Source organism: Qipengyuania flava, assembly GCF_011762005.1.
Lineage (GTDB): Bacteria > Pseudomonadota > Alphaproteobacteria > Sphingomonadales > Sphingomonadaceae > Qipengyuania > Qipengyuania flava.
The window spans coordinates 22,941-48,767 of the sequence record NZ_JAASQU010000001.1 but is presented as its reverse complement, the minus strand read 5'-3'; the positions used below and the strand labels follow the sequence as shown (position 1 = coordinate 48,767).

Below are 25,827 nucleotides of genomic sequence, written 5' to 3'. Positions count from 1 at the left end.
GGGGCCAAATGATCCGAGACGATATGCGCAAGCCGACCCGAGAAGGCGTTCTCGCCGCGGCCGCCTCCATTGCCGAACTGCTTCCGCCGACCCCGCTGCTGCCGATCGAGATCGACGGGGTGCGCTGCCATGTGAAGGCGGAAAGTCTGCAACCCATAGGCGCGTTCAAGATCCGCGGCGGCTGGTGGCGGCTGTCGAACCTCGATGAGGCGGAGAAAAAGCGCGGCGTGGTGGCGGTATCCTCGGGCAATCACGCACAGGGCGTCGCCTGGGCCGCGCGGCGGCTGGGCATTGCCGCGACGATCGTGATGCCCCGCAATGCCCCGCAGGTAAAGCTCGAGGCTACCCGCGCGCTGGGCGCGGAGATCGTCCTCTACGACCGGCCCGGGCAGGACCGCGACGAAGTGGCTGCGGGCATCGTCGCCGAGACCGGCGCCACTTTGGTGCATGCCTTCGCCGATGCGTGGGTGATCGAGGGGCAAGGCAGCGCTGGCGTCGAGATCGCCGCGCAGCTTGGCCGCGCGCCATCGCGGCTGGTGGCCTGCTGCGGAGGTGGCGGACTGTCCGCAGGACTCGCGCTCGCCTGCCCCGACAGCGCGATCCACGTGGTCGAACCGCAGGGCTGGGACATGGTCGGACGGGCGCTCGAAGCAGGCGAAGTCGTCCGCGTCGGGGCCAATCCGCCCGCGACGATCTGCGATGCGCTGCAACCCGATGCGACCGGACCGATCGTGCTGTCAGTGCTTCACGGTCGCGCCGAGCCGGGCGTCACGGTGACCGATGAAGAGGTCCGCGCGGCGCAGCGCTTCGCCTTCGCGCGGCTCAATCTCGTGGTCGAACCCGGTGGCGCGGCCGCGCTGGCTGCAGCGCTGGCGGGCAAGGTGCCAGTGGACGAGGACACCGTCATCATGGTGACCGGCGGCAATACCGATGCGGCAAGCTTTGCGGAGACGCTGCGCGGCTGAGACGCAGCGCGATAGGTTGCATTTGACAATCCGGATGCGGACCACCACTCTCGCGCGCAAACGGGTCTGAGGGGAGAAACCAGATGCTAGCCCAAATGCTCGCGCCAGCGGCAGTGCTCGTGGCGTGGTCGATCGTGGTCCTGTTCTGGATGGCGTTCACGCGGTTGCCCGCACTGGGCAAGGCCGGCGGCCTCGGGAATGCCAAGCCCGGCGGACGCGGACAGGATCTGGAGGGCGTGTTGCCTGACCGGATCAACTGGAAATCGCACAATTACGCGCATCTGATGGAGCAGCCGACGCTGTTCTACGCCGTCAGCGTGATCATCGCGCTGATGGGTGCGGGCGCGCTCGATGTGGTCTTCGCCTGGATCTATGTCGGCCTGCGGATCGTCCATTCGATCTGGCAGGTCACGGTCAATGTCGTGAAAGTGCGGTTCCTGCTGTTCCTCGCCTCGACCGCCGCGCTGATCTATCTCGCCTATCGCGCGCTCGCGCTGACGCTGTTCCACGATCCCGGCCTTGCGCCGGCCTGACGGAGTTTTCCATGATTCAATCGCAAATCCTCCAGCCGATCGTCGTGCTGCTGGCATGGACCATGATCATGTGGCTGTGGATGTACGCCACGCGCATTCCGGCGATGTCGAAGGCGGGGATCGACCCCAATGACGCGCGCCGGACCAAGGCGCTGGACGAGACGCTGCCCGCCGAAGTCCAGTGGAAAGCGCACAATTACAACCATCTGCACGAAGCGCCGACGGTGTTCTACGCGGTTGCGCTGGTGCTGGCGATGATCGGCCTGGGCGACGGCATGAACGCGCTGATCGCGTGGATCTACGTCGGCCTGCGAATCATCCATTCGCTGGTGCAGGCGACCGCAAATGTCGTGATGGTGCGCTTCGTGCTCTACGCGCTGTCGAGCGTGGCGCTGATGGTACTGATCTTCCACGCCGCCATCATGGTGTTCGACATCCACATGTAAGTCAGCACGTCAATGCAGAGAGCCGCGGGCTCCGCATCGATCCACCTCCGACGTAGCCACTCGGCGCAAGGTCGGTTGATGGATTGCTTCGCCTGCGGCTCGCAATGACTGTGCAGAGAGCTATTCCGCCGCTTCGGCCTCATGCGCGTGGCCGTCGGCATCGATCTCCAGCCCCGCGATGAACCGTTCGGCGTCGAGCGCGGCCATGCAGCCCATCCCCGCGGCAGTGACCGCCTGGCGGTAGACGTGGTCGGTGACGTCACCCGCGGCGAAGACGCCGGGCACATCGGTCTTGGGCGAGCCCGGTTCGGTCAGCAGGTAGCCGCCCTCGTCCATCGGCAGCTTGCCTTTGAACAGCTCGGTCGCTGGCGCATGGCCGATGGCAACGAAGGCGCCGTCGACTTCGAGCGTGCTGTCTTCGCCAGTGACCGTGTCCCGCAGGTTGAGATGTCCCAGCGCGCCGGTCGGCCCGGCTTCGAAGCTTTCGACCGCCTTGTTCCAGATCACGCTGATCTTGGGATGGTTGAGCAGGCGCTCCTGCAGGATTTTTTCCGCGCGCAATTCGTCGCGGCGGTGGATCAGCGTGACATCGTCCGAATGGTTGGTGAGGTAGAGCGCTTCCTCGACCGCGGTGTTGCCGCCGCCGATCACCGCGACCTTCTTGCCGCGGTAGAAGAACCCGTCGCACGTAGCGCAGGCGCTGACGCCCTTGCCGCCCAGTTCCATCTCGCCCGGAACGCCCAGCCATTTGGCCTGCGCGCCGGTGGCGATCACCAGCACGTCGGCGACATATTCATCGCCGCTGTCGCCAGTCGCGGTAAAGGGCGAGCCGTTCGATACGTCGACATCGACGATCGTGTCCCACATCATCCGCGTGCCGACATGTTCGGCCTGCTTCTGCATCTGCTCCATCAGCCACGGGCCCTGCACCACATCGGCGAAACCGGGATAATTCTCGACATCGGTGGTGATGGTCAGCTGCCCACCCGGCTGGAGCCCCTGCACCACGATCGGTTCCATCATCGCACGCGCCGCATAGATGGCGGCCGAATAGCCCGCGGGGCCCGAGCCGATGATGAGCATCTTGGTGCGATGGGTAGCCATGTCGTCAAATCCGTCAGTCTGAAGAAGTGTTCGCGGCTATATGGGAAGCCGCAGCCGCAGAGTCACGCCACGAAGCGGGTGATCAGCGCATCGCGCAGTGCGTCATCCACACCTATCGCCCGTTCCAGATAGCCATCGAAGCTGCCGTGGCGCTCGGTCGCGATCTCGAGATAGCGATCGAGATATTCCTCGCGCACGCCGAGCAGGTCCTTCGCCGCGCCCTTGTCCAGCTTGCGGCCCAGCCGCGCCTCGATCCCGGGCAGCGATTGCCGCGCGAGTACGTCGAAGGTCGGGCTGTCGTTGGTGCGCAGGAATTCGCGGCGCTGGTCTTCCTCGGCCACGCCGAGGATGTGCAGCAGCATCGTCGCTGCCACGCCGGTGCGGTCCTTGCCGGCATAGCAATGGACGAGGCTGGCGCCGTCGCGCTGTGCAAGGACGGTGAGATAACGGCCGAACATGTCGATCATCGCCGGATTGTCGGGCATGCGCGTATAGACCGCGAGCATGCGTTCGCGCGCGAAATCGGCGGCGCTGGTGTCGGGGCCGATATCCATATGCGGCGGGCTGGAAGTGGTCTCGCCGTCGTAGAACAGCACCTCGCCATCAAACCCTTCGACGCGGCGGCAGGGATTGGCCGCACGCTCGCTTGCCCCGCGCAGGTCGATGACCGTGTGGATGCCCAGCGGCGCGATCGCCGCAAGGTCCTCGTCGGTCGCTTCCACATGGTGGCCCGAGCGGAACAGCAGGCCGGTGCGGACCTGCCCGCCCCCGCGCGTATGCCAGCCCCCGTAATCGCGGAAGTTGTGGATGCCCTGCGTCTCGAGAAATGGTTCGCGAATCATGCGCGCGACGGTGGCAGCGCGGCAGGACATGCGCAATCGCAGCGAGCGGCGACGCCCTCAGGCCTCGCTCAGATCGCGCAGGAAATTGGCGGTCCAGTCCTGTACATTGTCGTCGCGGACGGTGGCGATCAGCTTCTGGTAGCGCGCCTTGCGTTCTTCCAGGGTCATGTCGAGCGCGGTCTGGATCGCATGCGCGATGTCGTCGGGGCTGTGCGGATTGACCAGCACCGCATCGGGCATCTGCGCCGCCGCGCCGGCGAAGCGCGAGAGGATCAGCACGCCGGGATCCTCGGGGTCCTGCGCCGCGATATATTCCTTGGCAACAAGGTTCATCCCGTCGCGCAGGGGAGTGACCAGCCCGATCTTGGCGGCGCGGAAGAAACCGAACAGCTCTTCATGGCTGTAGCCGCGATTGACATAGCGGATCGGCACCATGTCCACTTCGCTGCGCGCGCCGTTAATGCGACCGCATTTCTGTTCGAGCTCGGCGCGGATTGCCTGGTAGCTCTCGACATCCTCGCGGCTGGGCGGCGCAACCTGGATGAACACCAGGTCCTTCACCCGCTCGGGATGCTTGTCGAAAAAGCGCCCGATGCCATCGATGCGTTCGGGAATGCCCTTCGAATAATCGAGCCGGTCGACCCCGATCATCGCGGTACGGCGGCGGCTGGAACTCAGCAGGCGTTGCTGCGCCTGCCGTGCCTCGCCTGTCTCGCCCAGCTTCGAGAAATGATCCCAATCGATCCCGATCGGATAGGCGCGGGCGATTGTCGTGCGCCCCTCGAAGCTGACGGTGCCCTTTTCGCCGTCGACCTCGGCGCCGAGCTCGTTCTCGCAATAATGGAGGAAGCTTTCGAGCCATTCCTGCGTCTGGAAGCCGATCACGTCGTAATAGAGCAGCGTGCGGACCAGCCGCTCGTGATAGGGCAGCGATACGAACAGCCGCGTCGGCGGCCAGGGGATGTGCAGGAAGAAGCCGATCCGGTTCTTGACCCCGCGCGAACGCAGCCGTTCGCCCAGCGGGATCAGGTGATAATCGTGAACCCATACGACATCGTCGGGCTCGATCAGCGGCGCTGCCAGCTCGGCGAAGCGTTCGTTGACGCGTTCATAGCCCTTGCCCGTCTCGCGTTCGTACTTGGCGAGGTCGAGCCGGTAGTGGAACAGCGGCCACAACGTCGAATTAGCATAACCATTGTAATACTCGTCGATGTCGCGCTGCGACAGATCGATCGTCGCAGTGGTCACGCCATCATTGGTCTGCGTGTCGATATGCCCGGTGCGTCCGCTCTCGCTTTCCTGCCCCGACCAGCCGAACCACAGCCCCTTGCGGTCGCTGAGTGCGGCATGCAACGCGCCCGCAAGACCGCCCTGTGCGCCCGCTGCGCCACGTGCCTTGGGCACTGCAACGCGGTTGGAAATAACGACGAGTCGGGGTTGATCGGTCAGCGTACTTCGCTCCACGGTTTACTCAGCAGGCCAGCACAATTGATTATACCAACCAGCGAGTAGGTCTGCGGGAAGTTCCCCCACAATTCATCGGTTTCGTAGTCGAGATCCTCGCTCAGCATGCCCGAGGCGGTGGTGTGGCTGAGCATGGCCTCGAACATCTCGCGCGCTTCTTCGCGACGCTCGACCAGCGCGAGCGCCTCGATCAGCCAGAAGGTGCAGACATTGAACGCGGTTTCGGGCGCGCCGAAATCGTCCTCGGCGGCATAGCGCAGCATGTGGTCCCCGCGCCGCAAATCGCGCTCAACCGCGGCGAAGGTCTTGAGGAAGCGCTCGTCATCGGGCTTGAGATAACGCAGCTCGACCATCTGCAGCAGGCTGGCATCGAGATAATCGCTTTCGAAGCTGGCACCGTAATGCTCGCCTTCCTCGCTCCACGCATGCTCCTCGATCTTCGCACGGATCGCCTCGGCACGCTGCTTCCAGTGAAGCACGCGGTCGCCCTTGCCCAGCGTCGCAGCGACATTGGCCAGCCGGTCGCAGGCCGCCCAGCACATCACGGCCGAATAGGTGTGTACTTCCTGCCGTGTACGGAACTCCCACAGCCCGGCGTCGGGCTGGTCGTGCTTGGCCCAGGCGGCCTCGCCCACTTCTTCCAGATGTTCGAAATCGCGCTCGTCCGCCATGCGCAGGAGGCGCGTGTCGAAGAACGCCTGCGCGGTCGGCATGACGATCTGGCCATAGCAGTCATGCTGCACCTGCTTGTAGGCCGCATTGCCCACACGCACCGGCCCCATGCCGCGATAGCCCGCGAGGTGCTGCGCCTCGAATTCGTGCAACTGGTCGGCGCCCATCACCGAATAGAGCGGCTGGATCTGACCGCCGCGCGCCTGGTCGACGATGTTGCGCAGATAGGCGAGATATTTCTCGAGCACGTCGAGCGCGCCCAGCCGGTTGAGCGCCTGGACGGTGTAATAGCTGTCGCGGATCCAGCAGTAGCGATAATCCCAGTTGCGCTGACTGTTCGCGGCTTCGGGGATCGAGGTGGTCAGCGCGGCGACGATGGCGCCGGTTTCCTCGTGCTGGCACAGCTTGAGCGCAATCGCCGCGCGGATGACCTCTTCCTGCCATTCGAGCGGGATGTGCAGCCCGCGCACCCAGTGCTGCCAGTAGCGCGCAGTCATCGCTTCCATCCGCCGCACTTCGCTGCGGATATTGCCGACGAAGGGCTCGTCGGGGCCGAGGAAGAAGTGCTGGTCGCTCTCGACCCGGTAGCTGCGCCCTTCAAGCAGATAGCCGACCGGCGCATCGGTCGACAGGCGCAGCGCCTGCGGGCCGATCAAATAGCGGATGTGGTTGGTACCGTTGGTGGTTTCGGCGAGCGAGGCGCCATAGCCGTTCATCGGCGCGAGCACGACACGCAGTCGCGGCGCGCCGGCGACGGGGCGCACGATCCGCGCATAGGCCACCGGGCGGTACATCCGCCCCGAGCGCTCGAAACGTGGCGCGAAATCGTGGATCTCCACCGCGCTCCCGTCCTCGGCCTCGAGCCGGGTGATCAGGATTGCGGTGTTGCGTTCGTAGCGCTGGCTGCTGCGTGCCTGCCCTTCGAGTTCGAACCGCCAGATGCCGCGATCGCGGGCATTGTCATTGAGCAGCGAGCAGAAGATCGGATCGCCATCGACCCGCGGGACGCAGCCCCAGACGAAGGCCCCCTCGCTATCGACCAGGGTGCTGACTTGGCAATTGCCGATCGGGGAAAGCTCGAGGTCCGACTGCATCATATCTCCAACCAATGGTGCACTGCAGCAACGCTGTCGAGTCCGTATCGTGCCTTCTCGCTCGGACGTTCGCCCACGGCGATCCCGAAACCGCCGTGTTCGATCGCGCCGACAAAGCCGTCCTCGTCGGTCACGTCATCACCGATGAACACCGGCGCGGCGCCCGCGAAGGGCGCAACCTGCATGAAGGCTTCGACCGCCGCCGCCTTGGTCGCCCCGGGACGCACGAGTTCGGCGACTCCCTTCCCGCTTGTCACGCACAAATCGCGCGAAGCGGCGAACTCTTCCGCGAAAGCCAGGGTCGCTTCGCGCTTCTCGGGTGCGCCGCGGAAATGCAGCGCGCCGCCATGCGTCTTGGTCTCGTAGAACAGGCCATGCGCCTCGGCGAAGGCGCGCAACTCGGCAACCGAGCCATCGGACAGGCCAAGTGGTTCGTCACCCAGACGCGTCCCGTCGGCGAGGAACCGCGAGGCCCCGTGCGATCCGGCGCGGCAGATTGCCGGTTGACCCAGATGTCCGGTCAGATCGTCGAGCGCGCGGCCGCTGACCAGCGCCAGCCGGCCTTCAAGCCGGTCGCGCAGCGCGTGCAACCGGTCGAGCAAGCCGTCGGGAACGTGGATGTCGCCGGGGCGCGGCGCGATATCGACCAGCGTCCCGTCGAAATCCAGGAACAGCGCCGCGGGGCCGCTGTCGAGCAGTCGCGCCAGTGGCGGCGGGGGCGGAAGCTTAGTCGGGCCGTCCATCGCCCCCGGCCTAGCGGTTCGGTGCGCCGCATCCAACGGGTGAATTCACGAAATCGTATCCTCGGCGCGGGGGACGAGGATGAGCGTGTTGTCCTCGACCCGCCACGAGCCAAGCCGGGCCAGCACATTCATTCCGATAACATTGAAATCGCCGAAATTCTCGGCGATCGCCGCGTCGGTCCCGCTGGCGCTGACATTGCCGAAGGTCAGGCTGTCGATCGTCGCGACATGCGCTTGCACCGTGCCGTTGGCAGTGCCCAGCATGATCGGGATCCCGCCACGACGCGGTTCGAGCCCCGCGCGCTCGGCGAGCGGCGCGGAAATCGCAGTCAGCGTGGCGCCGGTATCGATCATGAAATTGCCCGGCACGCCGTTGACGTCGGCGCGCACCCAGAAATGGCCATCGGCCGACAGCGGAATCCGCGTTTCGCCGCCCTCGACAACCTGTTCGGGCAGGCCGATCTGCGGCACGGCGACGTCGAAGCGCGGGTCGAACCGCGACAATTGCAGCACCACCGCCAGCAGGATGAGCCCCAGCGCCGCCGAACTGGCCAGCCGCAGCACTCCGCCCAGCGCCGAACGCTTGGCGATCATCGCACCGATCCAGCCGAGCACCATCGCGGCAACCGCAGCGATCAGCAGTTCGGATCGGGGGATCGCGCGTAGCGTATCCGCCGCGGCATTGAAGACGGGTTCGAGTTCCATGCGTCACATATAGGAACGCGCCGGTGTCGCGTCCATGAACTCGCGCGGCGTCAGGGGGCCTCGCGCTGGTCGGTCGCCCGCGCGAGGAGGACCGAGAACTGGTCTTTCGCATCGGTCCAGCGTTCCAGCGGCGTCCAGCCCCCCGCGAGCAACAGCAGACTGGCGGTGCGCGGAGTGAACTTGTGGCTGTTCTCGGTGTGGATGGTTTCGCCGCGCTGCATGGTGAAACGTTCGCCCGACACTTCGAAAGCGACATCCCTCGTCGCGACCAGATGCATCTCGATCCGCGCCAGATCGTCGTTCCAGCGCGCCTCGTGTGCGAAGGCGTCGGCAGGAATGGTCCCGCCCAGTTCGCGGTTGATCCGCGTCAGGAGGTTCATGTTGAATGCCGCGGTCACGCCCTCGGCATCGTCATAGGCAGATTCGAGCACGCCGCTGTCCTTGACGAGGTCCATCCCGATCAGCAGCAGCGGGCTGGCGCCCTCGTCCGCGCCCAGCGTGGCCCGCATCGAACGCAACAGGTCGACCGCGGTACGCGGAACCATGTTGCCGATGGTCGATCCGGGGAAGAAGCCCAGCTTGGGCAGTGCGGCCACAGCATCGGGCAGGCTTACCCGGCGCATGAAATCGGCTTCGACGGGATGCACGGGCAGCCCGGGAAACTTCGCTCCCAGCGCCGCCGCGCTCTCGCGCAGGAAATCGCCCGAAATATCGAGCGGCACATAGGCGGCGGGATCGATTGCCTCGAGCAGCAGCGGAGTTTTTACCGAACTGCCCGAGCCGAACTCGACCACCGCTCTTCCCGGCCCGATCAACTCGGCGAAATCGCCGCCGCGCGATCCGAGAATTTCGGTTTCTGCACGGGTCGGATAATATTCCCCGACCTGCGTGATCCGTTCGAACAGGCGCGAGCCTTCCTCGTCGTAGAACCAGCGCGCGGGAATGGCCTTGGGCGCCTGCCCGAGCCCTGCCAACACATCCTTGCGGAAGGCCTTGTCGACGCCCTCCTCGTCACGCTCGACCAGCGCGATCCCCGTATCGGTAGTCATCAAATGTCCTTTGCCAGACGCAGCCCGGTGAATTGCCAGCGCTGGTGCGGGTAGAAGAAATTGCGATAGCTGGCGCGCGAATGGCCGCGCGCGGTGGCGCAACTGGCCCCCTTGAGCACGAACTGCCCACTCATGAACTTGCCGTTGTATTCGCCCACTGCGCCGGCGGCGGGCCGGAACCGCGGATAGGGCAGATAGGCCGAACGGGTGAACTGCCAGCAATCGCCGAACAGCCCTTCGCCGCCCCGCGGAAGCGGTGGTCCGGCATCATCGAGCTGGTTTCCCCCAAATGGGTCATGCGCCTGCGCCTGCCCTTCCTGGCCGCGCGCGATCGCTTCCCATTCGAACTCGGTCGGCAATCGATGACCCGCCCAGGTCGCGAAGGCATCCGCCTCGTAATAGGAGATATGCGTGACCGGGGCATCCGCGTCGCGCTTGTGCCAGCCGCAATGCGTAAAATTCTCGTCGTCGCGCCAGTAGAGCGGCGCGCTGATCGCATTCTCGCGTACCCAGGCCCAACCGTCGGACAGCCAGAGGCTGGCAGTTTCATAACCGTCATCGGCAATGAATTCGGCCCATTCACCATTCGTTACCAGCCGCGAGGAGAGCGCGAACGGTTCGAGCAGGACGCGGTGCGCGGGCCCTTCATTGTCGAAGGCAAACCCGTCCGCCTGATGGCCGATGCGGGCGATCCCGCCGGGATGCTCGTGCCAGCCTTCGTCCTGCGGGCGGGCTGCCGCTGGTCGCCGGTCCCACATGGCCGCGCCCAACGGGTTCTGGAACAGACCATGCTTGATGTCGGTAAGCAGCAATTCCTGGTGCTGCTGTTCGTGGCTGATACCCAGTTCAATCAGCGACGCCAGTTCCTCGCGTGCGAACAGCGGCGCCATCGCCGCGTCGACATGCGCACGCCATGCGCGGATTTCGTCGAGCGTGGGGCGCGACAGCATCCCGCGGGAAAATCGCGCGATCCGTTCGCCCTCCGCTTCGTAATAGGAATTGAAGACGAACGGCCAGTCCTCGTCATAGAGCCGATACCCGTCGAGCCGATCGCGCAGAAGGAAGGTTTCCCAGAACCAGGTGGTGTGCGCGAGATGCCACTTGGCGGGGCTCGCATCCTCCATCGACTGGATCGTCGCGTCGGCATCCGACAAGGGCGCGACCAGCGCTTCGGTGAGCGCGCGGGTCGCTGCATAGCGGGCCTCGATTTCCTCTCCAAGCGCGGGCTGCGCCTGTGGCCGGACCTGGTTCAACGCCGGTCCCCCTGAACAGCGGTCGCCGGAAGCTGGCGACCACGATCCACCATGGCGCAATTCAAAGTCGCTTTAAAGGCCGGGGGCCGAAAACCATGCCCAAACAATCGACTGACGCGCATTCCCGGACAATGCGGTGCACGGACCGCAGTTCCCGGCAGGACACGCCATTCGTGGTGTCAGGCGGCGTCCGCCTGGCGCAGCCCGTGTTCCTCGTTGAGCATTTCGGCAATGAGGAACGCCAGTTCGAGCGACTGCGCAGCGTTCAGGCGCGGATCGCAATGCGTGTGATAGCGATCCTTGAGCGCTTCGTCGGTGATCGCCACCGCGCCGCCGACGCATTCGGTCACGTCCTGCCCGGTCATCTCGACATGGATGCCGCCCGGATGCGTGCCTTCGGCGCGATGCACCGCGAAGAAGCCCTTCACCTCGGTGAGGATACGGTCGAAAGGCCGCGTCTTGTAGCCGCTGTCCGACTTGACGACATTGCCGTGCATCGGGTCGCAGCTCCACACCACGGGATGGCCTTCGGCCTTCACCGCGCGCACCAGCCGCGGCAGGCCGTCTTGCACCTTTTCATGGCCGAAGCGGCTGATCAGCGTGATCCGCCCCGGTTCGCGCGTCGGGTTGAGCGTGTCGAGCAGCTTGAGCAACGCATCGGTTTCGAGGCTGGGGCCGCACTTCATGCCGAGCGGATTGCCAATGCCGCGCGCAAATTCGATGTGCGCGCTGCCTTCGAACCGCGTGCGGTCACCGATCCACAGCATGTGTGCGCTGGTATCGTACCATTCGCCCGTCAGGCTGTCGCGGCGCGTCAGCGCCTGCTCGTAGGGCAGCAGCAGCGCTTCATGGCTAGTGAAGAAGCTGGTCCCCTGCAGTTGCGGCACAGTGGCAGGATCGATCCCGCAGGCCTCCATGAAATCGAGGCTTTCGCCGATCCGGTCAGCGATATCGCTGAACTTGTCGGCCCACGGGCTGCGCCCCATGAAATCGAGCGTCCACTGATGCACCTGGCGCAGGTTGGCATAGCCGCCGCCCGCGAAAGCACGCAGCAGGTTCAGCGTGGCGGCGGCCTGAGAATAGGCGCGCACCATGCGCTGCGGATCGTTGGTCCGCGTCGCGGCGTCGAACTCGATCCCGTTGATGTTGTCGCCGAAGTAGCTCGGCAGCGTGACAGCGCCCTGCGTTTCGGTGTCGGAACTGCGCGGCTTGGCGAACTGTCCCGCCATCCGCCCGACCTTCACCACCGGCTTCTTGCTGGCGAAGGTCATGACCACCGCCATCTGCAGCAGCACGCGGAAGGTGTCGCGGATGTTGTTGGGGTGGAATTCGGCGAAGCTTTCCGCGCAATCACCGCCCTGCAGCAGGAAGGCGCGCCCTTCGGCGACATCGGCCAGGTCCGCCTTCAGCGCGCGCGCCTCCCCGGCGAACACCAGCGGCGGATGCGTGGCGAGCGATGCGGTCGCCGCGTCAAGAGCGCCCGCGTCGGGATAGCTGGGCAAATGCCTTGCCTCGAATCCCTGCCAGCTGTCGGGTGCCCATGTGTTCGCCATTGTCTCTTCCGGTTGCGGCGCCGGAAATGGCGCCTGATTGCCCGTCTGTAGCAGACGAGCGGGCATCATGTCGCAAGCAGCATTTGCTTGGCCAGCTTAAAAAGCCGATTGCAGTGAGCGGGTCAGCGCCCCTGTGCAGCGGTGGCGAGCGTTTGACCCTGCGGGATGACCGCCAGCCGCCATCCGGGGCGCGAGCCAAGATATTTCTGCGCCAGCGCCTGCAGTTCGGCCCGAGGCGTTTGCGTGTAATCGGCCAGCAGGAAGCGCAGCATCGGGATGCGGCGGGGGTCCTGCGTCGCGCCTTCGAGCTGATAGAGCCAGAACAGGTTTCCGGTCGATGCGCGGCTGACATACTGGCGCAGCGGTTCGACCACGCGATTGTATTCGTCCTCGCTCACCGGGGCACTCGCCAGCTCCTGCGCGATCCGTTCGGCCTCGGCAAAGAACACCGGCACGTCTTCGGGCCGCAATTGCGCCAGCGCGGCGATCCGCCCGCCACTGTTCACATCGCTCGGCCATTCGGAACGCACCACGGGCGAATAGCTGGCCCCGGCATGTTCGCGCATGGCTTCCATCAGCCTGTTGTTGAAGAGCGATACCAGCACTTCGAGCCGCCGCGATTCGCGCAGGTTCTCGACCCCCGCGCCGCTCGGCCAGGCGATGACCGCTGCAGCCTGGTTGGCATCGCCCCGATGGTGGCGCACCACCGTTTCGCCGGCTTCGGGAAAGGCGACCGGGCGTTCGAGCACATCGGCCGGGGCGGCATCGCGCGGCGCGAGCGCGCCGAACGTCCGGCGCAGCGCATCGACGGTGGCCGCCTTGTCGAATTCGCCGAACACCAGCACTTCCACCGGTCCCTGCTTCAGCAGCGGCTCCCAGGTTTCGCGGAAGCCCTCGGGCGTCGCCGCATCGAACATCTGCGGCGTCGGCGTCCGGAAACGCGCATCCCTGTCGCTCAGCAGATATTCGAGATCGCGCTGGAGGACGCCATTGGGATTGGCGCCATAGCTCTCATAGGCCAGCTTGCCCGCCGCTTTGGCGCGGATCACGGGATTGGGATCCCAGCCGGGCATCGCCAGCTTGGCCGCGAACAGGTACAGCTGTTCCTCGAGGTCCTGCTCGCGCGTCTGCGCATAGAAGCTGAATGCACCATCGCCAGTCTGGAAATCGAAGCCGAACTTGCGCCCGGTTGCGAGGACATCGAGCTCTTCCTGCCCCAGGTCTCCGATCCCCGACCCGATCAGCGCGGCGTATCCGAGATTGGCATAGACCGCGTCCTCGGGATCGATAGCGCGATAGCCTGCGCCGAAGCGCACCTTAACCGCAACACGGCCCGGTTCGGCATCATTGGCCCAAAGGATCGCTTTCACGCCATTGGCGAATTCGACCTGTTCTATGTCGAGCACGCCGATCGGGGCCTGCGCGACGACTTCGCCGGGTTCGCCCACGGCAGGCAGATCGTCGAAGGAGATCGCCCGTGCGGCGACACGCGCTTCGGCATCGGCGGCGATGTCTTCACCCAGAGCGGCGCGAATGGCCTCGGCGCTCGCCTCGCCCGTGGCGGGCGTCACGTAGGAAGCGCGGATGACATCGCCGGTGAACAGCGCGCGCGTGTGGTCGAGCACCAGTTCCGGCGTGATCGTCTCGCGCATCGAGTTGAATACGGTCAGCACGGTTTCGGGCGCGGCCACGGCTTCGCGGATATCGACCGCGTTGACGATGTCATCGGCCAGCCGCGGTCCGGGAAGGACGCGGCGCTGTTCGACCTGGCTCTTGAACACGATTTCGAATTCGGCGAGCTCGCGATCTATCTCTTCCTGCGACGGCGGGGTCGCCAGCGCATCGGCGATGACACCGCGAATGTCGTCGAGCGCGGCTTTCCAGTCGCTCGTCAACGGGGCAAAGCTGACGAAGGTCATGTCTGCCGAGCGGCTGACGTCGTCCTGCGACACCTGCGCGTAGAGATAGCTGCCGCCCGCACGCGCCCGCGATTCCAGCCGGCGGTTGATCAGCGCCTGAGCCAGTGCATCACGCAGCAGGCCTTCGTTATAGGCAACCGTGTCCTGCACCGGTCGCCAGGGACGCATCACCGCGTAGGTAAAGCTGCGCGGAAGGTCGGGTTCGACCACCACGCCGACTTCGCCGACGGGGTTTTCGGGATCGGCCCCGGCTGGTGCGACAGGATCGCCGAAATCGGGTGCCGGGACGGCCGGCCCCTCGCCCTGCCAGTCGCCGAACCATTTCTCGATCCCGGCCGCGAGTTGCAGCGGATCCATGTCGCCCGCTGCCACGATGACCGCGTTCTCGGGACGGTACCACCGCTTGTGGAAAGCGCTGACGCTGTCGCCGGTCGCCGCGCCGAGCGTTTCCTCGGTCCCGATCGGGGTGCGCGTGGCCAGCCGTTGCCCTGAGAAGAGCACTTCGCGGCTGGCATTGCCTGCACGCTCGCCCGGCCCGCCGCGCTCACGCTTCTCGGCCAGGACGATCGGCACTTCCGCCTTCACATTGGCATCGCTGAGCACGGGGCTGCGGACCATGCCCGAAAGCAGCTTCATGCTTTCGGCAAGCTTGGCCTCGTTCACATTGGGCAGGTCGAGCTTGTAGACCGTGTGCGTGGGGCTGGTCTCGGCATTGGTGTCGCTGCCGAAGGTTGCACCCAGCCGCTGCCAGGTGGGAATAGCTTCTGCCGGGCCGAGGTAACGGCTTTCCCGGAACAGCAGGTGCTCGAGCAGGTGCGCGTAGCCGAGCTCGGAGTCCTCCTCGTGCAGAGAACCGGCATCGATGCGCACGCGCACCGAAACCTGATCGGGCGGCACGCCGTTCTTGCGTACGGCGTAACGCAGCCCGTTGGGCAATTCTCCGAAGATCCATTCCTCGTCGCGCGGGACATCGCTGCCCTCGTAGATCCATGGCGTGCCACCGGCGGGCGTCACATGCTGCGGAGACGGTGTCGCCGGCTCCTGCGCAAGCAGGGGCTGCGGAACGAGCAGCACGGCGGGGAGGACGAGCGCGAGACGCCTGATGGCGCGCGGGAAATGGGTCATGGAAGGCATATAGGAGGGCGACCTGTGAAGGCTAGGTGAATGTTCGTCGGACAAGCGTTCCTTCCTTGCCCCCGGTTCCCGCACTTCCTACATCGCGGGCATGTTCATAGAGACCGAAACCACACCCAACCCCGCAAGCCTCAAATTCCTGCCCGGCCAGCCGGTCATGCAGCAGGGCACGCGCGAATTCGCCAGCCCCGAAGCCGCCGAGGCCAGTCCGCTGGCGCAGGCGATCTTCGATACGGGCGAGGTGGTGAATGTCTTCTTCGGCGGCGATTTCGTTACCGTGACCGCCGCGCCGGGCGTTGGCTGGAGCGATCTCAAGCCACAGGTGCTGGCGATCCTGCTCGATCATTTCGTGTCGCAGGCGCCGCTTTTCACGCCCGGCACTGCGGGCGGCATCGCGGTACCGCCCGAAGCCGAGGCCGGCATGCTGGTCGAGGAACGCGACGAGGATTCGGACATCATCGCGCAGATCAACGAATTGCTCGAAACGCGGGTGCGCCCGGCAGTCGCCGGGGATGGTGGCGACATCCAGTATCGCGGCTATCGCGACGGCGTGGTCCATCTGCAGATGCAGGGGGCCTGTTCGGGTTGCCCCTCCTCTACGGCCACGCTCAAGCACGGGATCGAGGGACTGCTGAAACATTACGTCCCCGAAGTCGTTGAAGTCCGCGCCGCCTGATCCTCTTCCGACCCGAAGGAACCGCTCCCTTGTCCGACATGCTTTCCGCCGAAGCCCTCGACATCATCTTCCGCGAAGCGCGCAGCTACAATGCCTGGCTCGACAAGGATGTAAGCGAGGACCAGATTCACGCGATCTACGAATTGCTCAAGATGGCCCCGACCTCGGCCAATATGCAGCCGGCGCGGATCGTCTGGGCAAAGTCTTCGGACTCAAAGGAGAAACTTGCCGCCCTCGCGATGGACGGCAACAAGGACAAGATCACCTCCGCCCCGGTGGTTGCGATCATCGGCTACGATATCGATTTCCACGAAGAACTGCCGTGGCTGTTCCCGCATACCGATGCGAAGAGCTGGTTCGAGGGCGACGAGGAGGGCCGCAAGGAAGGCGCGTTCCGCAACTCCTCTCTGCAAGGCGCCTATCTGATGATCGCCGCGCGCGCCTTGGGCCTCGACTGCGGTCCGATGTCCGGTTTCGACAATGACAAGGTCGATGCCGCGTTCTTCGGCGACAATCCGCGTCACCGCAGCAATTTCATCTGCGCGATCGGCTATGGCGACCGCACGAGCATTTTCGAGCGCAGCCCGCGTCCCGAATTCGACAAGTTCAATCGCATCGCCTGACTTGCAGCCGGGCCGCTGCTGCGGCACTGCGATGCCATGCGTATCCTCGCGATAGAAACTGCCACCGAAGCCTGTTCGGTCGCCCTGTTCGACGATGGCGTGCCGCTCGACGCGCGGCACGAAGTGCTTGGCCGCGGCCATGCCGAACGGCTGGTTCCGATGATCGCCGAACTGCCCGAAAAGGGCCGCGCCGCGGAGATCCGCGTATCGCTGGGGCCGGGAAGCTTTACGGGCGTGCGGATCGGTCTTGCGGTGGCGCGGGCGCTGGGGATTGCCTGGGAGGCACGCGTGCGCGGCTACCCCACGCTGGCGCTGGTGGCCGCCATGGCGCGCGACGCCAGTGATGGATCGGTCACCGCCTGCATGACCGGCGGCCACGGCGAATGGTTCGTGCAGGATTTCACCGCAGACGGGTCGCCTTCCGGGAAAGTCATTTCGCTCCCACCTGCGCAGGCGGCAGAGCGCCCGGTGCAATCCGTTATCGCCGGATCGAAAGCGGAAGAATTGCACGCCCTTTTGCCACCCGGCTCTGCGCTTTCCGCAGTCCGCCTGCCCGATGCGCGTCACGCGCTCGCGCTCGACCCCGCCTTGTTGCGCGATGAACTGGCGCCGCTCTACGGGCGCCCGCCAGATGCGAAACTGCCTGGATGACGCGCGCGCTCGATCAGGTGATGGCGGTAATGGAAACCGCTTTCGATCCGCACTGGCGTGAAGCCTGGACCCGCCAACAAGTCGCCAATTCGCTTGCGCTGCCGCATACCTACGCGATCCTCGTCGATGCAGAAGCGCGGCTGATCGGCGATGGCGAGGCGGAAGCAGGCGGCTTTATACTGGCGCGCCGCGCGCCGGGCGAAGAAGAACTGCTGCTGATCGGCGTCCGCCCCGAATTGCGCGGACGGGGACTTGGACGACTGCTGATAGAGACTTTCGCGGAATTGGCGCGCCACGCGGGCGCCGAACAGGTTTTCCTCGAAATGCGGGCCAACAATCCTGCCGAACGCCTCTATCGCGCCTGCGGCTTCGAGCCGATCGGGCGCCGCCCGGCATATTATCGCACGCTGGATGGCAGCTTTCTCGATGCGATTACCTTCGCACGAAAGTTGTAAGCACGCGACAAACAAAGCCTCTTGCGAACATTTGTTGCATTTTCTTGTCGATTTTATACAATGGGGGTCCAATGGGGTCGCACCTTAGTAGTTTCCACAATACAGAAGGTTCCCTAATGGAAGAAATCCAGACCGACATGACCGAAACCCTTATCACCCTTACCTCGGACATTGTCGCGGCGCATGTAAGCAATAACAATGTGGACGTGGCCGAAGTGCCGACGCTGATCTCGAACGTGTATTCCGCGCTGTCGGGTCTTGGCGGCACCGAAACCGAAGAAGAAAAGCCCGAACCGGCAGTGCCCATTCGGTCTTCGGTAAAGAAAGATTACATTGTCTGCCTCGAGGACGGGAAGAAAATGAAGATGCTGAAGCGGCATCTCAAGACCGCCTACGACATGACGCCCGAAGAATACCGCGCGCGCTGGAACCTGCCGGCCGACTACCCGATGGTCGCCCCCGCCTACGCCGAGAAGCGGCGCGAGCTGGCGGTCAAGATCGGCCTCGGCCGCAAGCCCGACCAGAAGCGCGGTCGTAAGAAGAAGGCTGCCTAAAGCCCTTCGGTTCGCCTTGAGCAAGACGCCCCGGCCCGATAAGGGTGCGGGGCGTTTTATTTTGGAAGTGACTGTGCACCAGAAGATCGATCTCGAACAATTGTGCGCCGACAAGGGCCTGCGGATCACCGAACAGCGTCGTGTGATCGCCCGCGTGCTGTCGGAAAGCGACGACCATCCCGATGTCGAATTGCTGCACAAGCGCGCGAACAAGATCGATTCGGGCATTTCGATCGCCACCGTCTACCGCACGGTGCGGCTGTTCGAGGAAGCGGGCATTCTCGACCGCCACGATTTCGGCGATGGGCGCGCGCGCTACGAAGCCGCGCCCGAAGCGCATCACGACCATCTGATTGATGTCGAGACGGGCAAGGTCGTAGAATTCGTCGATCCGGAGATCGAGGCGTTGCAGAAGCAGATCGCCGCGAAACTCGGCTATCGCCTCGTCGATCACCGGTTGGAACTCTATGGCGTCCGCCTCGACCGCGAAGGATAAGGACATTGCCCGGGCCGAGCGGCGGCTGGCGAAGCTTTCCGCCCGCCGGCTGGCCGCCATGCGCGGCGAAAAGACCCCGCTCGGACCAGCCGAATGGGTGCGCTTCATCCTGCGGACCGTAGGAATACTGATCGGCCTGCTGGTCAGCGTCCCGCTGCACTATCTCTACCGCGTCTTCGCCTATGGCTCACCCTTCCCCATGCTGTTCCTGCGCTTCACCGCCTGGGTGGTGGGTGCACGGGTAAAGATCCACGGCACGCCGCTGCGCCGCGACGTGTTCTTCATCGCCAATCACGTTTCCTGGGTCGATATCCTGTCGCTCGCCGGTGCGACGGGCACGGCCTTCGTGGCCAAATACGAGCTGTCGCAAGTGCCCGTGATCGGCTGGCTGTGCCGGCTCAACCGCACTGTCTTCGTCAAGCGCGAGAACCGCATGGGCGTGGCCGAGCAGATCAACGCCCTGAAAGAAGCGCTCGCCGACAATTGGTCGGTCACCGTGTTCCCCGAAGGCACCACCACCGACGGCAAATCGCTGCTGCCGTTCAAGAGCTCGATGCTCTCGGTGCTCGAACCGCCCCCGCCCGGCGTGCTCGTCCAGCCCGTGATGCTCGATTACGGTCCGGTGTCCGAATTCATCGGCTGGATCGGCGAGGAAGGCGGGCTCAACAATGCCATGCGCATCATGGGACGCAGGGGCAGCTTCCCGCTTCACATCACCTATCTCGAACCGTTCAGCCCCGAGGAATATCACGGCCGCAAGGCGATCGCTGCCAGGGCCCGTGGCGAAATCGAGGCCGCGCTTGCTGCCACGCTCGACGAACCGCTGCGCGATTTCCGCCATACGGTTGCAGCGATCCGCTATACCGCCCCGGCGCAGGCGGAGTGAAGCGCCCCGTCAGAGACCGGCCTTGACCAGCCAGTCGTGGAACAGCCGCACCGGGCGTTCCTCCAGCGCGGTCGGCTTGCACACGAACCAGTAGCTGTAGGGGCTTTCGACATCGACATCGAACAGCGTCGCCAGCCGGGTATCGGCGGCGCGGCGCATGTGATCGTCATGCATGATAGCGATACCGAGCCCCTGCGCGGCGGCCTCGAGCATGATCTGACCCGAATCGAAATGGTCGATCGCGGTGGGTTCGAGATCGGCCAGCCCGATTTCGGCGCGCCATGCGGTAAAGCTTTCGGGCAATTCGTTGTGAATCAGGAAGGTCTGCCGCGACAGCACCTCCGCATCGGGTTCGGAGCCGAGCTTCTCCGCCAGTTCGCGGCTGCAGATCGCGTGCACCTTGTTGTAATCCAGCCGCACCGCATGCAGTCCGCGCGACGGCCCGCGCGAAAGAATGATCGCGGCATCGAGAACGTCGCCCACGCGATCCTCGAGATGCGCACCAGTGTCGATGTCGATATGCAGCAGCGGATGCCGCTCGCGTAGTTCCGCAAGCCGCGGGAACAGGCGCTGGGTACCGAATAACGGCAAGACGCCCAGATGCAGGCGCAGGACCGAGAGATTTTCCGACTGGCTTTCGACCGCGCGGGCCAGCGCTTCGAGCTGCGGGTTTACCGCTTCGAAGAAGGCGTGCCCATCATCGGTGAGCTGCATCGACTGCCGTGCGCGGGTGAACAGCTTCTTGCCGACGAAATCCTCGAGATTGCCGATCCGGCGCGACAGCGCGGACGGGCTGAGCCCGAGTTCATCGGCTGCGGCGCGTGCCGAGCCGAGACGGACGGTGCGCACGAACGCCTCGAGCGCGCGCAAGGGAGGTAGTCGACGGGTAGCCATGATGGTTGCACGCTATGAGCGTGAAACGCACCTGTCGAGGCCGAATGTGCAGAAATCTGCAACATCACGCAGTTGCAGCAATTTCCTCCGGGGCATGCAGCCGCAAACGGGTCACATGCGTCTCGTCGCCATCGGTAACTTCGATCCGCCAGCCGCTGCGATGTTCGAGAACGCGGCCCACTTCGGGCACCTGCTCCGCCAGCACGAAGGCCAGACCGCCCAGCGTGTCGACCGATTCCTCGACCTCGGCGAGAGCAGGCGAGACATGCTTGGCCACGTCTTCCAGTTCGGCGCGGGCGTCGCAGTCCCACATGCCTTCGCCGATATCGACGATCCATTCTTCGGGCGCATCGTCGTGCTCGTCCTCGATCTCGCCGACGATTTCCTCGACCAGATCCTCGATCGTGATGAGACCGTCGGTGCCCGAGAACTCGTCGACCACCACTGCCAGGTGCATGCGCTGTGCGCGCATGTCGGCCAGCACGTCGAGCGCATTGCGCGTCTGCGGCACGTAGAGCGGCTGGCGCATCAACACGGTCCAGTCTGCCGGCGGCGTCTCCCCCCGCGCGAGGATCGTGAAGACGTCCTTGATGTGGATCATGCCGATCACGTCGTCGAGCTGGTCGCGATAGACCGGCATGCGCGAATGGCCGTGCTCGGCGAAGGTCTCGACAAGCTCGTCCCAACCCGCGCTGGCGTCGATCGCGATGATCTCGCCGCGGGGCACGGCGACATCGTCGGCATCGTGCTCCGAGAAGTGCAGCAGGTTGCGCAGCATCTGGCGTTCGACCAGCGACAGGTCGCCAGTGCCGCTGTGTTCGGGCGTTTCCTCGCCGTTCTCGCCCTCATGCTCGTCGATCGCTTCTTCCAGCTGCGCGCGCAGCGAGCGTTCGCCGTGATCGGGGTCGAAAAATTTCCGGATTGCGAGCATCAGCCCGCTGCTACTCTCCGCGTCTCCCGCGGGTGATGACGAATCGGGCATGGCCCTACCAGTGCACTCCAATCAGTTGCGGTCCCCATATGGGTCGGCGATACCCATTTTTGCAAGCGCCGCGATCTCGAGCGCTTCCATGGCCTCGGCCTGGGCATCCGAGTCGACGTGATCGTGCCCGGCAAGATGTAACAAACCGTGTATCAGGAGATGGGTCGCGTGGTCTTCCAGCGAGATGCCCTTCTCGCCTGCCTCGCGCGCGCAGGTGCCGTGGGCCAGAGCGAGATCGCCGAGCATTTCGGGTGGCCCTTCAGTCGCGAGATCGAGCAATTCCCCTCGTTCGAGCATGGGGAAGGACAACACATTGGTCGGCTTGTCCTTCCCGCGCCATTCGCGGTTGAGCGCGTGGACCTCCTCGTCCGAAGTGAAGAGTAGCGAAGTCGATAGGCGCGGGTTGCCGATTGCAGGCTCCACCTGCGCAGTCGCCGATAGCGCGCGCTCGGCAAGCGCGGCCCAGTCGCCCGACGGCCAGCCATCGATGTCGATGTCGAGTTCCATATGATCCACCTGTCATTGCGAGCGCAGCGACGCAATCCAGTCCCGCACGATCTGGATTGCCGCGTCGCCTGCGGCTCCTCGCAATGACCGCCCTAGGAGCTCGGCCCCTCGTAAGCCTCGACGATGCGACCCACGATCGGGTGGCGCACCACATCGGCGGCGGTGAAGCGGATGGTGCCGAAGCCCTCCACCCCTTCCAGCTTGCCAACCGCATCGGCCAGCCCGCTCATGCCGTCGCCACCGGGAATATCGACCTGCCGCGGATCGCCGCAGATGACCATGCGGCTGTTCTGGCCGAAGCGGGTGAGGAACATCTTCATCTGTTCGCGCGTGGTGTTCTGCGCTTCGTCGAGGATGACGAAGGCATCGGCCAGCGTGCGCCCGCGCATGAAGGCGATCGGCGCAATCTCGATCTCGCCCGAGGCCAGCCGCCGCTCGACCTGTTCGGGCGGCATGCAATCGTAGAGCGCATCGTAAAGCGGGCGCAGATAGGGATCGACCTTCTCTTTCATGTCACCGGGCAGGAAGCCCAGCTTCTCCCCCGCCTCCACCGCGGGGCGCGAGAGAATCAGCCGTTGCACGCTGCCCGAAACGAGCTGCGCCACCGCCTGCGCCACCGCGAGATAGGTCTTGCCCGTTCCCGCGGGGCCGAGTGCGAAAATGATGTCGTCGCGCACCAGGCTGCGCATATAGGTCGCCTGCATCGCGCTGCGCGGCACGATCGTCTTGCGCCGCGTGCGGATCATGATCGGCGGTCCGCCCTTGCCCTTGCCCGGATCGGCATCGACGATACCGTCGAGCGTCGGCTCGTCCGACATGGCGATAAGCGCCTCGATCGCGCCCTGGTCGAGATCCTGACCAATCGCCAGCCGATCGTACATCGCCTTCAAAACATCGCGCGCACGCGCGACGCTGTTCTCCGGCCCTTCGATATGCAGTTCGTTGCCACGCGCGGCGATGAACACGCCGAGGCGGTTCTCCACCTGCACCAGATTGGCGTCGAACTGGCCGAACAGCGCGCCCAGCAGGCTCTGGTTGTCGAAACTGAGGTCGACCTGTGCGCGGCGCGTTTCGCGCTGCGGGGACGGCGGCGGTGTGAAGGCGGTGGTGTCCTTCGGTGCGGGTTTGCGAGCCATATGCTCCTTTCGCTTGCGACTCCGAATGTAGGCTTCATCCGGGCAGAGGCAAGCGGCGCACCGCGCGATGGCGGTGGAAAGTCACGCGGCGGACACCTTGTCTCGCCGCCGTCATCCTTGTCGAAAGGTCAGGCCGCGACGCGTTCGCGCAGCCGCCCGGCGAGCGAATTGGGCCCTGCCTCGACCAGTTCGACCTGCACGAGATCGCCGATCCCGACATCGCCTTCGAACCAGGCGCTTTGCAGCCAGGGCGTCTTGCCCAGCCACTGGCCCGGATGCTTGCCCTTGCGTTCGACCAGCACTTCGCAGGTGCGGCCTTCGGTGGCGCGGTTGAAGGCCCACTGGTCGCGATTGAGGGCCGCCTGCAGGCGCTGGAGGCGATCGTCCATGACCTCTTTCGCCACCTGCCCTTCCATCGAAGCGGCGGGAGTGCCGGGACGCGGACTGTATTTGAAGCTGAAAGCCTGCGCATACCCAACCGCGTCGACCAGCATGAGCGTTTCCTCGAATTCGGCATCGGTTTCGCCGGGGAAGCCGACGATGAAGTCGCCCGAGAGCGCGAGGTCGGGCCGCGCGGCGCGGAACCGTTCGAGCAGGCGCAGATAGCTTTCCGCGGTGTGGCTCCGGTTCATCGCCTTGAGCACCCGGTCGCTGCCCGCCTGCACCGGCAGGTGGAGGAAGGGCATCAGCTTGTCGATCTCGCCATGTGCGGCGATCAGATCGTCGTCCATGTCGGCCGGGTGGCTGGTGGTGTAGCGGATCCGCGCGAGGCCATCGACCTTCGCAAGGTCGCGGATCAGCCCCGCAAGGCCAACGGTGTGGCCCTTGTCGTCCTCGCCGCTCCACGCGCTGACGTTCTGGCCGAGCAGCGTGATCTCCTTCGCGCCCGCGTCGACCAGCTTGCGCGCTTCGGTAACCAGATCGCCATAGGGGCGCGAGATTTCCGCGCCGCGGGTATAGGGGACCACGCAATAGGTGCAGAACTTGTCGCAGCCTTCCTGCACGGTGAGGAAGCTCGCCGGATTGGTCCGCTTGCGTTCGGGCAATGCCGCGAACTTGGCGATCGCGGGCATGTCGGTGTCAGTCGCGCGCTCGCCCTGCACCGCCCTGTCGAGCATCTCGGGCAGGCGGTGATAGGCCTGCGGGCCGACCACCATGCTGACCGCCGGCGCACGCGCCATGATCTCTTCGCCCTCGGCCTGCGCGACGCAGCCCGCGACCGCGATCATCGGCGCCTTGTCCTGCGTCTTGCCCTTGGTCAGGCGGCCGATGTCCGAATAGACCTTTTCGGCCGCCTTCTCGCGGATATGGCAGGTGTTGAGCACGACGAGGTCGGCATCTTCACCCTCGGGCGCAGGCACGATGCCGCGTTCGCCGAGCATCTCGGCCATGCGCTCGCCGTCATAGACGTTCATCTGGCAGCCGAAGCTCTTGACCCGGTAGGTCTTGGGGGAATTGGTCGGTTTCATGAGGTCCGCGCCTTTAGCCCGAAGCGCGCGCGTGTTCAATCGGACTCGCTATCGGCCTCGTCGCCGCGCCGCGACTGGTGCACGCAGGGTTCGCTTTCGCGGTAGCCGGGGCCCGGGTGCACCTTGTCCGCGGGCCCGCATTCGACCAGCGGCTTTCGTACCGGCATGGGGCTGTCGGCGTTGGCGTTGATAACGGCGGCGGCATCCTTGCTCCCATAGGCGGCGATCCAGGTGATGCAGTCGGCCAGTGGGCGGATCTTGTGCTTGGCGAAGGTGCTTTCGCGTGGCCCGCAGTTGAGCGTGAAGGCTTCCGCCGCGGGTGCCTCGTCGAAGCGCGCGAAGCGCCGCAGGATTTCGCCGCGCTCGTTGAAGACCGTGCGCCGGATGTCGTTGGTCATGCCGTCGCTGCGATAGAAGGGCGAGGTGTTGAACATATAGGCGCGCACTTCGGGGTAACGGACCGAGATTTCGGTCGCCAGCGCGCCGCCGAGCGAATGGCCGGCGACCACCCATGGCACGCCGTCGCCGAATTCGGGACGCGCGCGCTCGGCCTCGAAGGCTGCCAGCGCCAGTTCGATCTGGTCGCTGCGCAGCGTGCCGTAGAAGATGTCGGTCAGGCCGTTGAAATCGGTCCCGCGGAACGAGAGGATACGCGCTGCCAGCACGCGCTCCCCGCCCTCGTTCTCGCGGTATTGCGCGAAGAGCTCGTAGCCGAAGCCCTTGTCCGCGGCTTCCGCGTCGATCTCGAGCCGCTCGAGCCGGGCCAGCGTCGCGCCCAGTTCGGCGAACACATCGTGATCGCCGGTATAGGCATTGGTCGCAGCCACCGCGAAGGGCCACGCCTCGACAGCCGCCTCGCGCACGAAGCCGCACCACCCGCCCGGCTCCATCCGGCACGGCGAGCGCGATTGCGAGATATCGGGATAGGTAACGCAGGCGGTCAGAGCGAGCGGCAAAATCGCACAAGCCAGGCGGCGTAGCTTCACGTCAGATCACAGCCCCTGGCACCTAGGCCAGGCACT

General features: G+C 65.1%; 26 protein-coding genes. 10 read left to right on the top strand and 16 right to left on the bottom strand.

Translation table 11 applies throughout. The annotated features are described in order from the left end of the window. Nucleotides 1-8 precede the first annotated feature (8 nt). From FHS69_RS00260 to FHS69_RS00250, 3 genes are all read left to right on the top strand, one after another. The gene (locus FHS69_RS00260; RefSeq protein WP_166775659.1) at nucleotides 9-965 is read left to right on the top strand and encodes a threonine ammonia-lyase; all 957 of its coding nucleotides are present in this window, start codon (nucleotides 9-11) and stop codon (nucleotides 963-965) included. Between the two features lie 83 nt (nucleotides 966-1,048). Next, nucleotides 1,049-1,498, top strand: a complete 450-nt coding sequence (locus tag FHS69_RS00255) for an MAPEG family protein (RefSeq protein ID WP_166775657.1) — start codon at nucleotides 1,049-1,051, stop codon at nucleotides 1,496-1,498. An 11-nt stretch (nucleotides 1,499-1,509) separates the two neighbouring features. After that, nucleotides 1,510-1,944 (top strand): MAPEG family protein, encoded by a 435-nt coding sequence (locus FHS69_RS00250; RefSeq protein ID WP_166775655.1) that lies wholly within the window; start codon nucleotides 1,510-1,512, stop codon nucleotides 1,942-1,944. Between the two features lie 120 nt (nucleotides 1,945-2,064). Here FHS69_RS00250 and trxB read toward each other — a convergent pair whose 3' ends face one another. The 10 genes from trxB to FHS69_RS00200 form a co-directional block, all read right to left on the bottom strand. After that, nucleotides 2,065-3,048, bottom strand: a complete 984-nt coding sequence (trxB, locus tag FHS69_RS00245) for a thioredoxin-disulfide reductase (protein ID WP_166775653.1) — start codon at nucleotides 3,046-3,048, stop codon at nucleotides 2,065-2,067. Between the two features lie 62 nt (nucleotides 3,049-3,110). Further along, entirely contained in the window at nucleotides 3,111-3,890 is a 780-nt protein-coding gene (locus FHS69_RS00240) for a tyrosine-protein phosphatase (protein WP_166775652.1), read from the bottom strand. 57 nt (nucleotides 3,891-3,947) lie between these two features. Then, nucleotides 3,948-5,294: an alpha,alpha-trehalose-phosphate synthase (UDP-forming) gene (locus FHS69_RS00235; protein WP_341801605.1), complete on the bottom strand. Its 1,347-nt coding sequence runs from the start codon at nucleotides 5,292-5,294 to the stop codon at nucleotides 3,948-3,950. A 41-nt stretch (nucleotides 5,295-5,335) separates the two neighbouring features. Next, the gene (locus FHS69_RS00230; protein WP_067464230.1) at nucleotides 5,336-7,123 is read right to left on the bottom strand and encodes a glycoside hydrolase family 15 protein; all 1,788 of its coding nucleotides are present in this window, start codon (nucleotides 7,121-7,123) and stop codon (nucleotides 5,336-5,338) included. After that, the gene (otsB, locus tag FHS69_RS00225; RefSeq protein ID WP_166775650.1) at nucleotides 7,120-7,863 is read right to left on the bottom strand and encodes a trehalose-phosphatase; all 744 of its coding nucleotides are present in this window, start codon (nucleotides 7,861-7,863) and stop codon (nucleotides 7,120-7,122) included. The genes FHS69_RS00230 and otsB overlap by 4 nt, the downstream gene beginning before the upstream one ends. A 45-nt stretch (nucleotides 7,864-7,908) precedes the next feature. After that, complete coding sequence (locus FHS69_RS00220) at nucleotides 7,909-8,568, bottom strand: retropepsin-like aspartic protease family protein (RefSeq protein ID WP_166775647.1); 660 nt, start codon at nucleotides 8,566-8,568, stop codon at nucleotides 7,909-7,911. A 50-nt stretch (nucleotides 8,569-8,618) separates the two neighbouring features. After that, complete coding sequence (gene egtD / locus FHS69_RS00215) at nucleotides 8,619-9,617, bottom strand: L-histidine N(alpha)-methyltransferase (RefSeq protein ID WP_067672442.1); 999 nt, start codon at nucleotides 9,615-9,617, stop codon at nucleotides 8,619-8,621. Beyond that, nucleotides 9,617-10,870 carry an ergothioneine biosynthesis protein EgtB gene (egtB, locus tag FHS69_RS00210; protein ID WP_166775645.1) on the bottom strand — a complete coding sequence of 418 codons (1,254 nt, stop codon included), beginning with the start codon at nucleotides 10,868-10,870 and terminating at the stop codon, nucleotides 9,617-9,619. The genes egtD and egtB overlap by 1 nt, the downstream gene beginning before the upstream one ends. A gap of 179 nt (nucleotides 10,871-11,049) precedes the next feature. Beyond that, nucleotides 11,050-12,423, bottom strand: a complete 1,374-nt coding sequence (locus FHS69_RS00205) for a class II 3-deoxy-7-phosphoheptulonate synthase (RefSeq protein ID WP_166775643.1) — start codon at nucleotides 12,421-12,423, stop codon at nucleotides 11,050-11,052. Between the two features lie 122 nt (nucleotides 12,424-12,545). Then, nucleotides 12,546-15,467 (bottom strand): M16 family metallopeptidase, encoded by a 2,922-nt coding sequence (locus tag FHS69_RS00200; protein WP_166775641.1) that lies wholly within the window; start codon nucleotides 15,465-15,467, stop codon nucleotides 12,546-12,548. A 100-nt stretch (nucleotides 15,468-15,567) separates the two neighbouring features. Here FHS69_RS00200 and FHS69_RS00195 point away from each other — a divergent pair, with 100 nt between their 5' ends. The 7 genes from FHS69_RS00195 to FHS69_RS00165 all read left to right on the top strand — a co-directional run bounded on the left by FHS69_RS00195 (nucleotide 15,568) and on the right by FHS69_RS00165 (nucleotide 19,817). Further along, nucleotides 15,568-16,152: a NifU family protein gene (locus tag FHS69_RS00195; RefSeq protein ID WP_067464210.1), complete on the top strand. Its 585-nt coding sequence runs from the start codon at nucleotides 15,568-15,570 to the stop codon at nucleotides 16,150-16,152. A gap of 38 nt (nucleotides 16,153-16,190) precedes the next feature. Beyond that, nucleotides 16,191-16,775, top strand: a complete 585-nt coding sequence (locus tag FHS69_RS00190; RefSeq protein WP_166777010.1) for a malonic semialdehyde reductase — start codon at nucleotides 16,191-16,193, stop codon at nucleotides 16,773-16,775. Between the two features lie 36 nt (nucleotides 16,776-16,811). Further along, entirely contained in the window at nucleotides 16,812-17,426 is a 615-nt protein-coding gene (gene tsaB / locus FHS69_RS00185) for a tRNA (adenosine(37)-N6)-threonylcarbamoyltransferase complex dimerization subunit type 1 TsaB (protein WP_166775639.1), read from the top strand. Next, a complete protein-coding gene (locus FHS69_RS00180; RefSeq protein WP_130586876.1) occupies nucleotides 17,423-17,881 on the top strand; it encodes a GNAT family N-acetyltransferase in 459 nt (152 codons plus the stop codon). The genes tsaB and FHS69_RS00180 overlap by 4 nt, the downstream gene beginning before the upstream one ends. A 116-nt stretch (nucleotides 17,882-17,997) precedes the next feature. After that, the gene (locus FHS69_RS00175) at nucleotides 17,998-18,435 is read left to right on the top strand and encodes a Ros/MucR family transcriptional regulator (RefSeq protein WP_067464199.1); all 438 of its coding nucleotides are present in this window, start codon (nucleotides 17,998-18,000) and stop codon (nucleotides 18,433-18,435) included. A 73-nt stretch (nucleotides 18,436-18,508) separates the two neighbouring features. Continuing rightward, the gene (locus FHS69_RS00170; RefSeq protein ID WP_067464402.1) at nucleotides 18,509-18,931 is read left to right on the top strand and encodes a Fur family transcriptional regulator; all 423 of its coding nucleotides are present in this window, start codon (nucleotides 18,509-18,511) and stop codon (nucleotides 18,929-18,931) included. After that, the gene (locus tag FHS69_RS00165) at nucleotides 18,903-19,817 is read left to right on the top strand and encodes a lysophospholipid acyltransferase family protein (protein ID WP_166775637.1); all 915 of its coding nucleotides are present in this window, start codon (nucleotides 18,903-18,905) and stop codon (nucleotides 19,815-19,817) included. The genes FHS69_RS00170 and FHS69_RS00165 overlap by 29 nt, the downstream gene beginning before the upstream one ends. 9 nt (nucleotides 19,818-19,826) lie before the next feature. Here the strand turns inward: FHS69_RS00165 and FHS69_RS00160 are convergent, their stop codons facing one another. The 6 genes from FHS69_RS00160 to FHS69_RS00135 form a co-directional block, all read right to left on the bottom strand. Next, nucleotides 19,827-20,711, bottom strand: coding sequence for a LysR substrate-binding domain-containing protein (locus FHS69_RS00160; RefSeq protein WP_082837549.1), 885 nt, complete (start codon nucleotides 20,709-20,711; stop codon nucleotides 19,827-19,829). A 64-nt stretch (nucleotides 20,712-20,775) separates the two neighbouring features. Then, nucleotides 20,776-21,693, bottom strand: a complete 918-nt coding sequence (locus FHS69_RS00155) for a hemolysin family protein (protein ID WP_094062790.1) — start codon at nucleotides 21,691-21,693, stop codon at nucleotides 20,776-20,778. Between the two features lie 21 nt (nucleotides 21,694-21,714). Further along, entirely contained in the window at nucleotides 21,715-22,200 is a 486-nt protein-coding gene (gene ybeY / locus FHS69_RS00150; RefSeq protein WP_166775635.1) for an rRNA maturation RNase YbeY, read from the bottom strand. Between the two features lie 92 nt (nucleotides 22,201-22,292). Further along, on the bottom strand, nucleotides 22,293-23,336 hold the full coding sequence (locus FHS69_RS00145; RefSeq protein WP_166775633.1) for a PhoH family protein: 1,044 nt from the start codon (nucleotides 23,334-23,336) through the stop codon (nucleotides 22,293-22,295). A gap of 128 nt (nucleotides 23,337-23,464) precedes the next feature. Beyond that, nucleotides 23,465-24,805, bottom strand: a complete 1,341-nt coding sequence (gene miaB, locus FHS69_RS00140) for a tRNA (N6-isopentenyl adenosine(37)-C2)-methylthiotransferase MiaB (RefSeq protein ID WP_166775630.1) — start codon at nucleotides 24,803-24,805, stop codon at nucleotides 23,465-23,467. Nucleotides 24,806-24,840: 35 nt separating this feature from the next. Then, on the bottom strand, nucleotides 24,841-25,791 hold the full coding sequence (locus tag FHS69_RS00135) for an alpha/beta fold hydrolase (protein ID WP_166775628.1): 951 nt from the start codon (nucleotides 25,789-25,791) through the stop codon (nucleotides 24,841-24,843). Nucleotides 25,792-25,827 lie beyond the last annotated feature (36 nt).

Coding starts and splice junctions, on each gene's coding strand:
- FHS69_RS00220 (WP_166775647.1), bottom strand. CDS start 8,568: ATGGAACTCGAACCCGTCTTCAATGCCGCGGCGGATACGCTACGCGCG.
- FHS69_RS00255 (WP_166775657.1), top strand. CDS start 1,049: ATGCTAGCCCAAATGCTCGCGCCAGCGGCAGTGCTCGTGGCGTGGTCG.
- FHS69_RS00175 (WP_067464199.1), top strand. CDS start 17,998: ATGGAAGAAATCCAGACCGACATGACCGAAACCCTTATCACCCTTACC.
- FHS69_RS00200 (WP_166775641.1), bottom strand. CDS start 15,467: ATGACCCATTTCCCGCGCGCCATCAGGCGTCTCGCGCTCGTCCTCCCC.
- FHS69_RS00195 (WP_067464210.1), top strand. CDS start 15,568: ATGTTCATAGAGACCGAAACCACACCCAACCCCGCAAGCCTCAAATTC.
- FHS69_RS00240 (WP_166775652.1), bottom strand. CDS start 3,890: ATGATTCGCGAACCATTTCTCGAGACGCAGGGCATCCACAACTTCCGC.
- FHS69_RS00260 (WP_166775659.1), top strand. CDS start 9: ATGATCCGAGACGATATGCGCAAGCCGACCCGAGAAGGCGTTCTCGCC.
- miaB (WP_166775630.1), bottom strand. CDS start 24,805: ATGAAACCGACCAATTCCCCCAAGACCTACCGGGTCAAGAGCTTCGGC.
- FHS69_RS00180 (WP_130586876.1), top strand. CDS start 17,423: ATGACGCGCGCGCTCGATCAGGTGATGGCGGTAATGGAAACCGCTTTC.
- tsaB (WP_166775639.1), top strand. CDS start 16,812: ATGCGTATCCTCGCGATAGAAACTGCCACCGAAGCCTGTTCGGTCGCC.
- trxB (WP_166775653.1), bottom strand. CDS start 3,048: ATGGCTACCCATCGCACCAAGATGCTCATCATCGGCTCGGGCCCCGCG.
- FHS69_RS00230 (WP_067464230.1), bottom strand. CDS start 7,123: ATGATGCAGTCGGACCTCGAGCTTTCCCCGATCGGCAATTGCCAAGTC.
- FHS69_RS00190 (WP_166777010.1), top strand. CDS start 16,191: ATGCTTTCCGCCGAAGCCCTCGACATCATCTTCCGCGAAGCGCGCAGC.
- FHS69_RS00165 (WP_166775637.1), top strand. CDS start 18,903: ATGGCGTCCGCCTCGACCGCGAAGGATAAGGACATTGCCCGGGCCGAG.
- FHS69_RS00155 (WP_094062790.1), bottom strand. CDS start 21,693: ATGCCCGATTCGTCATCACCCGCGGGAGACGCGGAGAGTAGCAGCGGG.
- FHS69_RS00160 (WP_082837549.1), bottom strand. CDS start 20,711: ATGGCTACCCGTCGACTACCTCCCTTGCGCGCGCTCGAGGCGTTCGTG.
- FHS69_RS00205 (WP_166775643.1), bottom strand. CDS start 12,423: ATGGCGAACACATGGGCACCCGACAGCTGGCAGGGATTCGAGGCAAGG.
- FHS69_RS00250 (WP_166775655.1), top strand. CDS start 1,510: ATGATTCAATCGCAAATCCTCCAGCCGATCGTCGTGCTGCTGGCATGG.
- otsB (WP_166775650.1), bottom strand. CDS start 7,863: ATGGACGGCCCGACTAAGCTTCCGCCCCCGCCGCCACTGGCGCGACTG.
- egtD (WP_067672442.1), bottom strand. CDS start 9,617: ATGACTACCGATACGGGGATCGCGCTGGTCGAGCGTGACGAGGAGGGC.
- ybeY (WP_166775635.1), bottom strand. CDS start 22,200: ATGGAACTCGACATCGACATCGATGGCTGGCCGTCGGGCGACTGGGCC.
- FHS69_RS00145 (WP_166775633.1), bottom strand. CDS start 23,336: ATGGCTCGCAAACCCGCACCGAAGGACACCACCGCCTTCACACCGCCG.